Source organism: Maribellus luteus, from assembly GCF_003576475.1.
GTDB classification, from domain to species: Bacteria; Bacteroidota; Bacteroidia; order Bacteroidales; family Prolixibacteraceae; genus Draconibacterium; species Draconibacterium luteum.
This window is the reverse complement of sequence record NZ_QWGR01000002.1, coordinates 416567-432815: the sequence shown is the minus strand read 5'-3', so window position 1 is coordinate 432815 and position 16249 is coordinate 416567. Positions and strand designations below refer to the sequence as shown.

The following is a 16249-nucleotide window of genomic DNA, read 5'->3' as shown; positions in this document are numbered from 1 at the left end:
TTCACTCCGTAAGTAAAACTTAATTTTATCTTACAATTTGGCAGTGCTTGATTTTTCAGACAGCGGTTAAGCACTGCACTATAAGGGAACTTTAAAAACAGAAAGGAATAATGATGCAGAAGAGACTACCTGTAGCACAGGGACTATATAGCCCTGCGAATGAGCATGATAACTGTGGAATTGGATTTGTGGCACACATCAAGGGAAAACCTTCACACGATATAATTAACCGCGGACTGGAAGTTCTGCGCAACATGGATCACCGCGGTGCTACCAGCGCCGATAATTCGACCGGAGATGGCGCAGGTTTGCTGATGCAGATCCCGCACGAATTTATCACCGAAGAGCTGAAACTGGATGTAGGAGCACAGGGGAAATACGGAACCGGACTGGTTTTTCTTCCAAAAGAAGAATTCGAAGCCAATATTTGTATTGAGATTCTCACAAAACACATCGAAGCCGAAGGGCTTACTTTGGTTGGCTACCGCGATGTACCGGTTGACCATTCGGCTCCGGGAGAGATTGCTAAAACTACCGAGCCGGCAGTTAAGCAGGTATTTGTTAAGGCCGATCTTGAAAGAGACGCGCTGGAGCGTAAATTGTACATTGTCCGCAAACTGGCTGAAAAGGAAATCAGGGATTCCAACCTGAAAAACAAAACCAGCTTTTACCAGCCAAGTTTGTCATCAAAAATAATGGTGTACAAGGGAATGTTTACTCCCGACCAGCTAAAAGCCTACTACCTCGATTTCAAAAACGAAAAATTCAAAAGTGCCATTGCACTGGTGCATTCGCGCTTTAGTACCAATACTTTCCCGACCTGGGATTTGGCGCAGCCTTTCAGAATTGTGGCGCACAACGGCGAGATCAACACAGTAAAAGGAAACCGCCTTTGGATGCAGGCCCGCGAAGCACTGATGAAATCCGAAGTATTTGGCGAAGACTTGCAAAAACTGCTTCCGGTTATCGAACCCGGAAAATCAGACTCGGCTTCGTTTGACAACGTACTTGAATTTTTGCACATGACAGGGCGCTCACTGCCTCATTCATTGTGTATGATGATACCGGAGTCTTTCAACCAGAAAAACCCGATCCCTGACAGTTTAAAAGCATTTTACGAATACCACTCCACCATCATGGAGCCATGGGATGGTCCGGCTTCAATGGTTTTCTCCGACGGACGCTACATTGGCGGAACACTCGACAGAAACGGTTTGCGCCCATCGCGCTATGTGATCACCAAAAACAACCTGATTGTAATGGGTTCTGAGGTAGGTGTTCAAACTTTTGCTCCGGAAGAAATCAAGGAAAAAGGACGTTTACGCCCCGGAAAAATTCTGTTGGTAGATACTCAACTCGGAATTATTATTCCCGACGAAGAAGTAAAAGATCAGCTAAGCAAAAGAAATCCTTATCAAATGTGGTTGAAAGAAAACCGCATGCAGATGAAAGATATTTCGGTAAAACAACGCGTGTCTTCTTCTATCGATAACTTTGAAACTTATTCCAAAGTGTTTGGTTACACCAAAGAAGACATGTACGAGATTATCAAGCCCATGAGTACCGGTGCGGCCGAGCCAACCAGTTCCATGGGGAATGATGCTCCTCCGGCTGTTTTTTCCGACAAGCCCAAACGTTTGTTTGATTATTTCAAGCAGATGTTTGCCCAGGTAACCAACCCGCCCATCGACCCGATCCGCGAAGGACTGGTAATGTCGTTAACCAATTACATTGGGGCGCTGCATTCCAATATTCTGGATGAAAGCCCGGAACACTGTAAGCTGGTTAAATTTGATGAGCCGCTGCTTACCAATACCGACCTTGGTAAAATCAAGGACCTGAAGGATGAGATGTTTACCCACAAAACCATCCCGATGCTGTTCCCGGTAAAAGACGGGGAAAAAGGCTTCCAAAAAGCCGTAAGCGACATGCTGGTTGCGGCCGAAAAAGCCGTAGACGACCACAAAAACTACATCATCCTTACCGACAGGGGCATCTCTGAAGAGATGGCACCGATTCCTTCATTGCTGGCAGTGTCGGCCGTTCACCATCACCTTATCCGCAGCAAAAAGAGGATGCAGATAGGTATTATCGTGGAAACCGCCGAGGCCCGCGAAGTAAACCATTTCGCCTTATTGCTCGGTTACGGAGCAAGTGTGATTAACCCCTACCTCGCATTTGCCGCCATCGACCACATGGTGAAAGAAGGCAAAATTGAAATGGATTATGTGGAAGCCCGCAAAAACTATATCAAAGCAGTTGGGAAAGGCCTTCTGAAGGTATTCTCCAAAATGGGGATTTCTACCCTGAGAAGTTACCACGGCGCACAAATTTTTGAAGCGATCGGGGTGAGTAACGAAGTGATCAACAATTACTTTACCGGAACCACCTCTAAAATTGGCGGTGTGGGCATGAAAGAAATCTGCACCGAAGCCAGCATGTTTCATGAGCAAGCTTACAAAGCTGACAATGCTCCGGAACCTTTCCGTTTTGAAAATTCGGGAAATTATGCCTGGCGGAAATACGGAGAGCACCATGCCTGGAACCCGGAAACAATCGGATTGCTGCAATGGGCAACCCGCACCAACGATTACAGCAAATACAAGGAATACAGTGCACTGGTTGATAAGCAAAACCGGAAACCGGCCTTTATTCGTGGCTGCATGAAATTCAAGAGTAACCCGATCCCGCTAGAAGAAGTAGAGCCAGCCGAAGAAATCATGAAACGCTTTGTTACCGGCGCCATGTCATACGGGTCGATCAGTAAAGAAGCACACGAAGCACTCGCCGTTACCATGAATACGATTGGCGGAAGAAGCAACACCGGAGAAGGTGGTGAAGACCCGGCCCGCTTTGGCACACTGAAAAACAGCAAAATCAAGCAGGTTGCTTCCGGACGTTTTGGGGTTACCAACAATTACCTGATAAACGCCGAAGAGCTGCAAATTAAAATAGCCCAGGGAGCAAAACCCGGCGAAGGCGGACAGTTACCTGGATTTAAGGTGAACAAGATCATTGCCAAAACCCGTAATTCAACTCCCGGCATTACGCTGATCTCGCCACCACCTCACCACGATATTTATTCGATCGAGGATTTGGCGCAATTGATTTACGACCTGAAGATCACCAACCCAAGAGCCAAGGTTTCGGTAAAACTGGTTTCGGAAGACGGAGTTGGAACGATTGCCGCAGGTGTTGCCAAAGCATTCTCTGATGTGATTATTATTGCCGGCGCCGACGGAGGAACCGGGGCAAGCCCGGCCAGCTCCATCAAACATGCCGGATTACCGGTTGAGCTAGGAATTGCTGAAACACAGCAAACACTGGTGCTTAACAACCTTCGTGGCAGGGTGAAACTACAGGTGGATGGTCAGTTAAAAACCGGCCGCGATGTAGTAACAATGGCCTGTATGGGCGGCGAAGAATTTGGATTCTCCACTTCAGCACTGATCGTTCTGGGTTGTATCATGATGCGCAAATGCCACATGAATACTTGCCCTGCGGGTATTGCAACGCAAGACAAACAATTAAGAAAACGCTTTATTGGCAAGGCAGAATATACGGTTAACTTCTTCCGTTTTATTGCGGAGGAAATACGTGAATACCTGGCAGAAATGGGCTTCCGCAAATTCAACGAAATTGTGGGACGTACCGACCTGCTGGAGGTAAACGATGAAGTTACCAACTGGAAGATGAAAACTGTTGACTTCTCGCGTCTTCTGTACGTACCCAAAGAAGCAAAAGACGTTGACATTCACAATACACGTCCCAACACGCAGGACACTTCCAGCCACATGGACTACACCCTGATTCGTGATGCGAAGAAAGCACTGAACGGTGCCGAAAAAGTATGGATGTCAAGAAACATTGTAAACGTTGACCGTACAATCGGTGCCATGTTATCGGGAGAAATCTCGAAACGCTACGGGGAAGCGGGTTTACCGCAGGATACAATCAACTGTACTTTCCACGGCACAGCCGGACAAAGTTTCGGAGCTTTCCTGGTAAAAGGTGTAACCTTCCGTTTGGAAGGCGATTGCAACGACTACATCGGGAAAGGACTATCGGGAGGTAAGATCATCGTGGTTCCGCCACTGGGATCGACCTTCAAACCCGAGGAAAACATTCTGATCGGAAACACCTCTCTTTACGGAGCAACCAGTGGCGAAGCTTACTTCCGTGGCGTAGCCGGAGAACGTTTCTGCGTGCGTAACTCGGGAGCAAAAGCGGTGATTGAAGGCACCGGCGACCACTGTTGTGAATACATGACCGGCGGACGTGTGGTTATCCTGGGGAAAACAGGACGAAACTTTGCCGCCGGTATGAGTGGCGGAATTGCCTACGTACTGGATGAGGCCGGAAACTTTGACTATTTCTGCAACAAAGGGTTGGTTGAACTTTCTCCGGTTGAAGACAAGGCAGACATCAAAGAGCTCCAGGATATGATCAGCAAACACCTGACTTACACGCAAAGTTCGGTGGCGGCCACAATCCTAACCAACTGGGAAGCCTATCTTCCGAAGTTTGTAAAAGTGATTCCGTTTGAATACAAAAAAGTATTGCAGGAGCAGAAGCTGAAAGAGTTACAGAAAAAACTACAGCTGACAGAAGACGATCCGTCACGTCACGAGTAGAGATTAGTTACAATTATCAAAATCGAAAAAAGAGGAACAAAGATATGGGAGACCCAAAAGGATTTATGACAGTTGGCCGCATCGAAGCAGGCTATCGTCCGAAGGAGGAAAGGATCTTCGACTATGGTGAAGTTGAACAAACACTGAACGAGAAAGACCGGAAACTACAAGCTTCGCGCTGCATGGATTGCGGTATTCCGTTTTGCCACTGGGGTTGCCCGGTGGGAAGCAAAATTCCGGAATGGCAGGACGCTGTTTACCGCGGAAACAAGGCTGAAGCTTATTATATATTGCATTCGACCAATAGCTTTCCGGAAATTACAGGAAGGATTTGCCCGGCACCCTGCGAGAAATCGTGTGTATTGGCTATTCACGACGAAGCGGTTACCATCCGCGAAAACGAATGCGCCACCGTAGAACAGGCCTTTGATGCAGGTATTGTGGTGGCCAACCCTCCGCTGACAAGAACCGGTAAAAAAGTAGCGGTTATTGGATCGGGGCCTGCCGGATTGTCGGCAGCCGACCTGCTAAACCGTGCCGGCCATTCTGTTACCGTATTTGAAAAAAATGATGCGATTGGCGGATTACTTCGCTACGGCATCCCGGATTTCAAACTCAACAAACGGATCATCGATCGCCGCCTGGCTTTGTTTGTTGACGAAGGCATTGATTTCAAAACCAATGCTAATGTAGGTGTCGACATCACCAAAGAACAATTGCTGAAAGACTTTGATGCGGTTGTTTTGGCCATCGGAGCCGAACAACCACGTAACCTGGAAGTAGAAGGCCGCGATTTAAAAGGCGTATATTATGCAATGGATTTCCTCACCCAGCAAAACAAAGTGGTGGCAGGTCAGGAGATCAAAGCCGAAGAAAGAATTCTGGCTGAAGGTAAAAATGTACTGGTTATCGGAGGTGGAGACACCGGGTCTGACTGCGTGGGAACTTCCATCAGACAAAAGGCAAGTTCTGTAACCCAGATCGAAATTTTACCCAAGCCTTCAGAAAAAAGAGACAACAACAATCCATGGCCCTACTGGCCCAACACGTTGCGCACTTCCAGTTCTCATTTGGAAGGATGCAACCGCCGCTGGAGCCTGAACACCAAACGCTTTATTGGTGAAGGTGGAGTATTGAAACAAGCAGAAATTGTTCAGGTAGAATGGACAAAAGACAATGCCGGCCGTTGGAAAATGACAGAAGTGGAAGGAACCACCGAAATTGTGAATGTTGATTTGGCTTTGCTTTCGATGGGTTTCACACAGCCTGTTCACAACGGTTTGCTTGACAGTTTGGGAGTTGAATACGATCCGCGCGGAAACGTAAAAGTGAATGAGCAAAAACAGACATCGGTCAACAAGGTATTTGCAGCAGGAGATATCGAACGTGGGGCAAGCCTTGTGGTACACGCTATTCAGGCCGGAAAAGTAGTGGCCGAAAACGTAGATGCTTTTCTTCGGAAATAATTAATACGATGGATTTGGATTAAGAATCATATAGTGCAGTTTTTTCAGGGGGAGCCGGGTAACAGGAAATTTCCTAACTAATCACTATTCCTTGACCAGAACGTGATAAAGCCGGGTTCCCCTTTTTTTAGGCAAAATTTTAATTCTTATAATGGTTTTTACCTGGGCCGGAGCAAAGGCCCCTGGAAGAAATTACGGAAAGAGGCTGGTTCAGGTAAACTGAAACGGCCTTTTTTGTTGTTACTCGCAAACCTGACGGGCTATATCTTCAAATCAACCCCTTCCGGCCGTTTGTGTTTCCAGCGCCGGTGGCTCCACAAATAATATTCGGGCGCCTCGCGTATAGCTTCTTCCATTTTGTGAATGTAGGCAAGCAAAATCTCATTCGGAGCGGTCTTGGCGGGCTCTTCCACCATCAGCGAGAATTCGTATTCGTACTTGCCCCGCCCCACTTTTCTTACTTTCTGAAAAAACACAGGCTGATTGGTTCTTCGCGCTATCTTCTCGGGGCCGGTAAAAAAAGCAGCTTCACGATTCAGAAACATGGCCCACGACCCCAATTCGGCCAATGCACTTTGATCGGCCACCAGCCACAACAAAGTAGGAACTCCTTTTTTAACTTCATCGAACGCAACTTTTGCTGCCCGCCCCATTTGCACGGCCCGACCGCCCCATTTCTCGCGCGAATGCAGCAAAAAATCATCCATCGGCTGGTTATCCCTCATTTTATTGTAAACCATCAGAATACGATGCTTTGACAACTTTTGGAGATAACTCCCCCATTCCCAGTTGTTATGATGATAAGCCAGTACAATCACTCCCTTCCCCAATTGTGCAAACCGGTTCATTTCCTCCACGCCCACAAAACGCACTCTTTTCTGCATCTGTGCAGGAGTCATATAATGAAGCTTCACCGATTCCATGAAAACATCCGCCAGATGTTTGTAGAAGCGGTTTCGCAATTGAAGAATTTCCACGTCTGTCTTATCCGGAAAGGCAACCCGAAGATTCTCCACGATCACAGCACTTCGGTACCTGATCATATTTTTTAGCAGCAGAAAAATCAGGTCCGACAACGAATACAAAACGCCAAAAGGCAAAAGTGCAATACCTTTCAAAAGCAAAACCACACATTTGTTCAATGCCTTGGCCAACCAACTGGTGGAATCCTGACTTCTTGTATTTGTCGTTGTCATTTAAAAACCGGGAGAAGCATTAATGCTGTTAAATACTTTTAAATTTGACGTAAAAGTGGTTTCAAAACTACATCTTTACGTTTACATTCGCTAAAATTATCCTTACATTCGACACAAAACAATAGCATGAAAACAATCATTTCTATCGTATTATTCGTTGTTCTTGGATACAACCTTATGGCACAAAGTACTTTTATTGCACACCGCGGGGCTTCGTACCTGGCTCCGGAGAATACACTGGCGGCAGTTAACCTGGCCTGGGAACTCGGTGCCGATGCGGTGGAAATTGACATTCATCTTGCGAAAGACAACCGTGTAATGGTAATTCACGACAAGGATACCAAACGGACCTGCAACGGAAAAAAGAACCTGGAAATAAAATCAACACCGTCTATCTTGCTTCGCGATCAGGATGCCGGGATTTGGAAAGGAGAAGAATTTAAAGGAGAAAAAATCCCGTATTTGTCAGAAGTCATCCAAACCATTCCATCAGGAAAAACACTGGTGGTGGAAATAAAATGCGGTGCCGAAGTTATTCCGGCACTGGAGCGCATTCTTGAAGAAAGTGGCAAACAGGATCAAATTGTATTTATTAGTTTTGACTGGGATGCGATTGTAAAAGCTCAAAAAGTATTTCCCGATAATAAATGCTACTGGCTAAGTTCGTCCAAAAAAGGATTAAGCAACAAGATGGAAGAAGCCGCCGCCAACAAACTGGCCGGCGTGAACCTGCAATATTCCATTATCGACAAAGATGTAATGGCAGTTGCAAAAAAACTAAACCTCGATGTATTAACCTGGACAGTAAATGATCCGGCAGAGGCCAAACGACTTGCTGACCTCGGCGTGAAAGGCATCACAACCAACCGTCCCAAATGGTTGAAAGAGGAAATGTCCAATTTATAGCGATACAAGAAAATTCAATGATATTTACAGAATCCGTGGAGGTGCGCCTCTGCGGATTTTTTGTTTACAAAGCGCTGCTTGTTCTTGTGAAAAGTGTGTAAATTAAAAAGCAGCTACGACACGTTTCATAGCGCGCTATTTTAAGTGAGCCCACCTGGCCTGAAGCAGAAACCATCGGATTATGAGCCAAATGCAATTTTTGTTTTACTTGACTCTGTTTAGCCACATACATCACCATATCAATCAAATAACACATTCCCACTTTGATGTAAATTCGTATTTACGTGCCACTCTCAGGTCATTTATTGTATCTATATTGTACCCAAAATAGATCTAAATAAGAGGCAAGGTTTAAAAATCCCGTTGAACCAATGCGTTATAACTGCTAAAATTATTATTACAGTTTAGAAAGTACCTGTGGTTATAATATTTAATAAAAGTTGTTAGTTTTATTTTTTGAATTGTTATCAGGATGAGAGGAGATAAAGAAACTAATTCTTAATCAATTGGGAAGTAACGTTTTATTAGAGCATGTGTTTAAGCAGTTGCACAAACCGCTTGTTTTTTACGCTTATAAATTTGTAGGCGATGAAGATATTGCAAAGGATCTTGTTCAGGATGCATTTTTAAATATTATAAGAATAGGTAATTATGAAGCGCTGGAAAACCTTAAAACATTTTTATACAAATGCGTTCGAAACAACTGCATTAACCACCTGAATCACAGAGCTGTTGAATCTGCGCATCATGAAAATGAGTCTAAAATAGTTACAAGGGAGATCGAATATTACAACGCGCACCAGGCAATTGTTGAGCGGGAATTAAAGGATAAGCTTTTAATCGCAATTGAAGGACTTCCTGATATTTACAAAACACCTCTTAAACTGAGCCGTTTTGAGAATCTGAAAAACACAGAAATCGCAGAAAATTTGAATTTACCTGTCCGCACTGTTGAAACAAGGATATATCGGGCGTTATCAATTCTCCGAGATAAACTGGATAAAAATATGTTTCAATTGTTCATGTTGTTACTTCCGAAGACTAATCCTAATTAAGCCATATTTACTAAGTACCGTCGGAATAGGAGTTTTATTATCTGTTAATGGGTAAAACCCTGCAAGTTCACTGAGCTATTTTCAGTTCTATAAATTTCTATTTTTTAATGCGATTGATGCGTAAAGTTGAGTTCTTCATTAAAGCGAATTTCATTCGCAAACGAAGCCTATGAATTTTCAACCCATAGTGGGTTCGTTTAATAAATTATTAATCCCTATTGTAAAAAGTGAATAGTTTTTGACGTAATTGTTGCAAGTTAGTTGTGATTACTAAAACAATAATAGTTGCTAAATACATCAATTTAGAAAATCGATAAACTTGTTGTTAAAACAAAGAAAGAAACACAGTTTGGACTTTAAAACAAAAGCAGTTTAAGAAGTTTTCAAGAAAGGGAAACTATCCAGAAGTTAGGAAATAAATACGATTTGTATCCAACCCAAATATCGAGTTGGAAGCAACCGCTTTTAAAGCAGGCCAACCGGAGCTTGATTAGTTAAAAGAGAACGTAAACACGATAGGCTTAATTTCCACATTATTGTTGGTCATTAAGATTATAATTATCGTGACAAATCATTCTTTTAAAAAAAAGACACATTTTTTGAAGTAGTTTTAGCAGGTTAACTGTGGTAATATAAAAGGGATAGATTAAATGGGTGTTTCAAATATATATATAAGCCTTGTTATAAAGTATCTTGGAGGAGAAATCGACGAAGTTCAAAAAAAGAAATTATTTGAATGGGTTTATGCTACTCCTGCAAATGAGAAACTATTTTACAACCTCAAGGACATATGGGAAACTGCTAGATATGAAAGCATCACCAGGAATACCCAAACAGATAAAGAATGGGATAAATTTATTAGCAAAGCGATTAAGGAAGAGACGAAAAGTTATAACCGAAGGCTGGTAACCATGCAAGTTGTTAAAAAGGTTTTACAAATTGCGGCAATAATTATTATAACATTTGGGATAGGATTCTATACTAAAAACCTAATCCCCCAGAGTCAAGAATATACCACACTCAATGTACCTTATGGAGCTAAAACACAGCTTGAATTGGCTGATGGAAGTAAAATTTGGGTAAACTCAGGGTCAAAACTTACATATCCAACTAAATTAAACGAGAAAGAGGTTAATATTTTTCTTGAAGGTGAAGCCTATTTTGATATTGTAAAGGATAAAAGCAGAAAACTGAATGTAAAAACTTCCACGATTAGCATTCAGGTGATCGGCACTGCTTTCAATGTTAAATCATATGAAAATGAAGACATTGTCGAAACAACATTAGTTAGAGGGGAAATTTCAATATTAGGCAAAGTCGGGAATAAATCAATCAACCATGCGGTTGTTCTTAAGCCCAACCAACAGGCAACATTGGTAAAAGGCAAGCAAAACATTCAGGTAAACGAAGTCCAAGATGAAGCTTCTAACGTAATACCTGATAAAGTTGACACGAAAATAAAACCCATTCAACCTGCATTAACCATAAATGAAGAAGTTGATGTTATTGATTTTACATCCTGGAAAAATAACAAACTTGTATTTAAAAGTGAGCGATTTGAGGATCTTGCCATTAAAATTGAAAGATGGTATAACGTTCGAGTGATCTGGAAAGATGAAGAGTTGAAAAACACCCTTTATACCGGTGTCTTTGAAAAAGAAACCATCGAACAGGCATTGCACGCTTTGAGTCTGAGTTCACCTTTTAAATATCAAATAACTAAAAATGAAATAACAATAACAAAGGACTAAAACACATCAACGAATAATACATCAACAAACTAATTTGCCTATGAAATAAACCGTCCAGGAGTTCTATGAAAAAACCGGGGAATGCCCTACATCCCCCGATTTCAGCTAATTGTTACAAATAAATTTGTATTATTTAACGCATAACAAAATTATGAAAAAAACTTATGAACATGTAGCTTTTTGTCGAAAAAAAAGCTTAATTAAAATCCTGACTACCATGAAATTTACATTTCTACTGTTTCTATTAAGTACTGCTCAGGCTTTCGGAACTGTTTATTCTCAAAACACAAAACTTTCATTAAATCTTCAAAATGTTTCAATAGTAGATGTTCTAAAAACAATTGAAAACCAGAGTGAATTTAGATTTCTATACAACGATGATCTGATTAGCAAAGGAAAGAACATAGACGTTGATATAACCAATAAAAAAATTGAAGATATTCTTGATTACATTTTTATTCAAACCGAAAACACGTATTCTATTTTAGAAAATAACTTAATTGTAATTAGACCAGGCTCAACTACTTTCCAACAGTCAAAAGAGATTAAGGGAACAGTTACATCAAAAAATGGTGAAACATTGGTTGGAGCAACCGTTACCGTAAAAGGAACATTGGAAGGAACAGTTACAGATATCGATGGGAACTACAAGCTGATTGTTTCTTCTGAAAATCCCGTTTTAGTTTTTTCTTTTATTGGATTTAAATCCCTGGAGATTCCCCTTAACGGGAAGTCTATTTTAGACATAAAACTGGATGCTGACTATGTTGGGCTTGATGAAGTTGTGGTTGTTGGATACGGAACCGTAAAAAAAAGTGACATTACGGGTTCTGTGGCATCAGTTACCTCTAAGGATTTAACTATCTACCCCACAGGAGATGCCATTCAGGCCTTACAGGGAATGGCTGCAGGGGTGCAAGTTCAATCAACGAATGGAGAACCTGGTTCAGGATACAACATTAGTATCCGGGGAAATACATCTATTAATGCAAGTAGCGAACCCTTGATTGTTGTCGATGGATTTCCAGGTGCCACAATGCCGCCTCCCGAAGATATTGAGTCCATGGAGATACTAAAAGATGCTTCGTCCACTGCGATCTATGGTTCGCGAGGTGCAAATGGAGTGGTATTGATTACAACCAAAAGTGGAAAAAAGGGAATATTAAAAATTGACATTAATACTTCGTACTCTTTTCAAAAAGAAATTGGGAGGAACGAGGTACTTAATGCGACTGATTTTGCTACTTACATAAATGAAATTGATCCCGACTTCTACAATACGCCTTCGAGTTATGGCTTGGGTACAAATTGGCAGGATGTAATTTACCGAAATGGTGCACTTCAGAATCATCAGTTATCAGTTTCCGGCGGGTCTGATGCCATAACCTACTATTTATCAGGATCCTACCAAGGCCACGAAGGTGTTATCATAGGATCTGAGCATAAACGATATTCTTTTACCAGCAATATACAAGCTCAGGTTTTGGATTGGGTAAATGTTGGAGTAAATATATTTGCGCGGCGTACTAATTTAGATGGTGTAAAATCGCAAACAGGTGGTTATTACTCGCCTAGTGTACCTGATTTAGCCTACAAGTTCTCACCAACATCGGGAATATATAATGAAGACGGGAGTTATACACTTACCGACCGTGGTGTTCCAGCAGACAACCCTTATGCTTTGGCAAAGGAAGTTAAACAAGAAAAAATTTCAGACTTGATTCAGGGAAACTTTTTTGCAGAACTGGATTTATGGAAAAATCTTAAATTCAAAACAACTTTTGGTGTTAACTCATCCAGCTCCCGAAATGGAGTGTTTTATCCAAGCACAACAGAAAGAGGAGGTTCTTCTAATGGAGAGGCATCACTTTCGTACTATAAGCATTTGGATTTGGCAAGTGAGAATTACTTTACTTATTCGGCTACATTTAACGACATTCATGATCTTTCAGTAATGGCCGGGTACTCTTACCAGTCCTATGCCAATGAAGGCATGTATATAGAAGGGGCAACGGGTTTTCCAACCGATGCTTTTTCATTTTGGAATCTTGGCGCAGCCACCGGTTCTCCAACGTACGATTCCTCATTGCGTGAATCTGAATTATCATCATTTTACGGCCGATTAAATTATGGTTTTAAAAGTAAATACCTTTTTACATTCAATGTGCGCTACGATGGATCTTCAGTATTTGCTAAGAATAACAAATATGCCTTTTTCCCGTCAGGAGCATTTGCCTGGGATGTGAAAGATGAAGAATTTATGTCGACCGTAAAGGATATCAGCCAGCTGAAATTACGGATTAGTTATGGGATAACCGGTAATCAGGCCATAGAGGCTTATCAGTCGTTAGCTACTTTAACTGATGTATATGCAAGCGATAGAGGTGGAGTGCTTTCTGCAATTAAGCCGGGAACAATATCCAACCCAAATCTGTCTTGGGAATCCACCGAACAAGTAAACTTCGGCCTTGATCTTGGACTTTTTGAGAGTCGGATAAATGTAACCGCAGATTACTATAAAATGATTACATCTGATTTATTATTTGATGTTCCTGTTCCAGCATTTAGTGGTTTTACTACTCAATTACAGAATATTGGGAAAGTACAGAATAGTGGATTTGAGTTTTCGGTTGGCGCAAAAATATTGACAAATAAATTGAAATGGAATTCCAGTGCGAATATCTCCGCCAATCGAAATAAAGTATTAAAACTGGTTGAAAACGAAACTGAAGGCAATGATATTTATTATAGCTCAGCTCCTTTAGAAGGTGCGAGTGGAATAAAAACACAGATTTTGAGAGAAGGTCTACCTGTAGGAAGTTTCTTTGGCTATTTGTATAATGGCGTTCAGCAAGCGGATGATCTTCTATTAGAAAATGCCGAAGGCGTTGGAGGAGAAATGTTTGTCGATTTAACTCCCGATGGTATCTTGAGCGACGATGACCGAACGATAATAGGAGATCCACATCCCGATTTTATTTGGGGCTGGAACAATAATCTGCAATACGGAAATTTCGAACTTAATCTTTTTATTCAGGGGTCATATGGGGCTGATATGCTAAATTATACAAGAATGGAATTGGGAATTTTGAATGGTCGGAATAATGCTTCATTAGATGCCCTGGATCGTTGGACACCTGCAAATACCGACACCAATATTCCAAGGGCGAATGCAAACCGTTCCTATGAATTTTCGGATCGTTGGGTTGAAGATGCATCCTATATCCGTTTGAAAAACATTTCACTGGGTTATAATTTTGATAAAAGTTTAATTCAGAAAATGAAATTTCGCTCAGCAAGGATTTATGTTAGTGCTCAAAATCTCTTAACACTTACCAAATATAAAGGCGTTGATCCTGAAGTGGCTTATAAAACGAGTAATACTAACCTGGGACTCGACTATGCAAGTTATCCAAATACTAAATCTATAACGGTAGGTTTGAATCTTGGATTTTAAGGATAACTAAATTGTTTAATCATTAAATAAAACGACATGAAGATATTTTCTAAATTCTATATTTTTATCTTAATTCTTGTTTTAGCGGGTAGCTGCACCGACTTGGTTGAAGAACCTGTAGGATATCTTTCACCGGAAGGATATTTTTTAAAAGAAGAAAATGTGCAATCAGCCATTAATGGATGTTATGGTTCCATGGCTTCATCCAACTATTATGGCTCAGGACTAACTACTCCTTTACAAATAATGAGCGACATGGTTGATCTAGGCTTTAATTTTTCGAATTATGCCGATTTAAATGATTTTAGCCATTCTACTACAAACACCTTTCCCTTGTCTATCTGGAAGTGTTCTTATGGAATCATCGGGATTGCAAACACTGCTTTATATGGTGTTACCCAGATAGATGAATCACAGGAAGTAAAAAACAAGTTAGAAGCAGAATCAAGATTTGTAAGAGCTTTTGTTTATTACCACCTTGTGCGTTTGTTTGGAGAAATACCTTATATCGATAATGCTGACACAGAAATTAGCTCAGTTACAAAAGCCTCTGTTGCAGATGTATACATAAACATTATCAAAGATTTGGAATATGCTAAAGAACATTTGCCGATGGAACATCCCGACGGGGATGTCCGGACCAGGCCATCAAAAGGTTCGGCTGCTACTGTATTGGCTTCAGTCAATCTCACATTAGGGAATTGGCAGGAAGCTTATGAACAGGCAAAATGGGTAATTGATAATGCAGGCTCGCTTAATTACGCCCTGGAAACTGATTTTCAGGATCTGTTTAGAGCCGAAACACAGGATAACTCCAAAGAGTATATTTTCGCTGTAGACTTTCTTGCGAATCAAACGGGTGATAATGATGTAAACTCCTTTACGTTGGAAAATGACCAAACGATTGGTGCATTTAATAGTGTTGATGGAGCAGATAAACCATGGAGAGGCTGGAGTATGCTTGTTCCGAGCCTCAAAGTTTACGAAACATGGGATGCAAAAGATTACAGAAAAAGAGTAAGCCTTACCGATTCGATTATAATGCGTGACGGAACCGGCATCGTTAGGCCTTATACCGAGTTTAACGTTACAAGGCCTCATGCAGCAAAACTGGAACGCTTCTCCGGTGAAGTAAAAAGCAGTACCGCAGGTTGGAGGTCTGATATGAACTATATTGCTTTCAGATATGGAGAGGTACTTCTAATTGCGGCTGAGGCAGGAAATGAAATTGGAAAAACAACAGAAGCTGTTGGTTACGTGAATCAGATACGTGCCCGTGCCCGTTTAGGTGGGAATGTCAACTGGGGAGGAGCTGGTTATGGCTCTTATGGTCCAAGTACTTCTCCTGCTGATGTGCCAGCAGGAATCAATCAGGATGATTTCAGAACCTTGGTTCTGGAAGAAAGAAGACTCGAATTAGCTTTTGAGTTCAAAAGATGGTATGATATTGTAAGACGTGATATGGGAGACCAGGTGTTTGGGGCCAACGGATTGGAACCCCAACCCAATTTTAATAAAACAAAACACTACCTGCTTCCAATTCCACAAACAGAAATTGATATCCATCCCAAACTGGAACCTCAAAATCCAGGTTATTAATAGTATTTGAAACAACTGATTTAAACAAATCTGAAAATATTATAATCGTTAGTTTAGTTAGGTATTTGAATCAATTCCCCTGTTGTAATTATACAGGGGAATCTGATTCAGGTATACCGGTTTTGATCGGATTAAAATTAACGTATCCCCTATTAATACTTGGGCTGTAATCCAAAGCTAATTCG

The 16249-nt window shown here is 41.6% G+C and carries 8 protein-coding genes; 7 read left to right on the top strand and 1 reads right to left on the bottom strand.

Features of this window, described 5'->3' with window-relative positions:
- Positions 1–110: 110 nt before the first annotated feature.
- Both gltB and D1614_RS04465 read left to right on the top strand, forming a co-directional pair.
- On the top strand, positions 111–4634 hold the full coding sequence (gene gltB / locus D1614_RS04470; RefSeq protein ID WP_241558077.1) for a glutamate synthase large subunit: 4524 nt from the start codon (positions 111–113) through the stop codon (positions 4632–4634).
- A gap of 44 nt (positions 4635–4678) precedes the next feature.
- Positions 4679–6100 carry a glutamate synthase subunit beta gene (locus D1614_RS04465; protein WP_119436693.1) on the top strand — a complete coding sequence of 474 codons (1422 nt, stop codon included), beginning with the start codon at positions 4679–4681 and terminating at the stop codon, positions 6098–6100.
- A 260-nt stretch (positions 6101–6360) separates the two neighbouring features.
- Here the strand turns inward: D1614_RS04465 and D1614_RS04460 are convergent, their stop codons facing one another.
- Positions 6361–7296 carry a lysophospholipid acyltransferase family protein gene (locus D1614_RS04460; protein ID WP_119436692.1) on the bottom strand — a complete coding sequence of 312 codons (936 nt, stop codon included), beginning with the start codon at positions 7294–7296 and terminating at the stop codon, positions 6361–6363.
- A 126-nt stretch (positions 7297–7422) separates the two neighbouring features.
- On the opposite strand from D1614_RS04460, the gene D1614_RS04455 reads away from it, so the two are divergent.
- The 5 genes from D1614_RS04455 (at position 7423) to D1614_RS04435 (ending at position 16064) form a co-directional block, all read left to right on the top strand.
- Positions 7423–8202: a glycerophosphodiester phosphodiesterase gene (locus tag D1614_RS04455; protein ID WP_119436691.1), complete on the top strand. Its 780-nt coding sequence runs from the start codon at positions 7423–7425 to the stop codon at positions 8200–8202.
- Between the two features lie 506 nt (positions 8203–8708).
- Positions 8709–9257, top strand: a complete 549-nt coding sequence (locus D1614_RS04450) for an RNA polymerase sigma-70 factor (RefSeq protein WP_162304413.1) — start codon at positions 8709–8711, stop codon at positions 9255–9257.
- Positions 9258–9907: 650 nt separating this feature from the next.
- Positions 9908–11008: a FecR family protein gene (locus D1614_RS04445; RefSeq protein WP_119436689.1), complete on the top strand. Its 1101-nt coding sequence runs from the start codon at positions 9908–9910 to the stop codon at positions 11006–11008.
- Positions 11009–11225: 217 nt separating this feature from the next.
- Positions 11226–14465, top strand: coding sequence for a TonB-dependent receptor (locus D1614_RS04440; protein WP_206609923.1), 3240 nt, complete (start codon positions 11226–11228; stop codon positions 14463–14465).
- A gap of 36 nt (positions 14466–14501) precedes the next feature.
- Positions 14502–16064 carry a RagB/SusD family nutrient uptake outer membrane protein gene (locus D1614_RS04435; RefSeq protein WP_119436687.1) on the top strand — a complete coding sequence of 521 codons (1563 nt, stop codon included), beginning with the start codon at positions 14502–14504 and terminating at the stop codon, positions 16062–16064.
- The last annotated feature ends 185 nt before the right edge of the window (positions 16065–16249 follow it).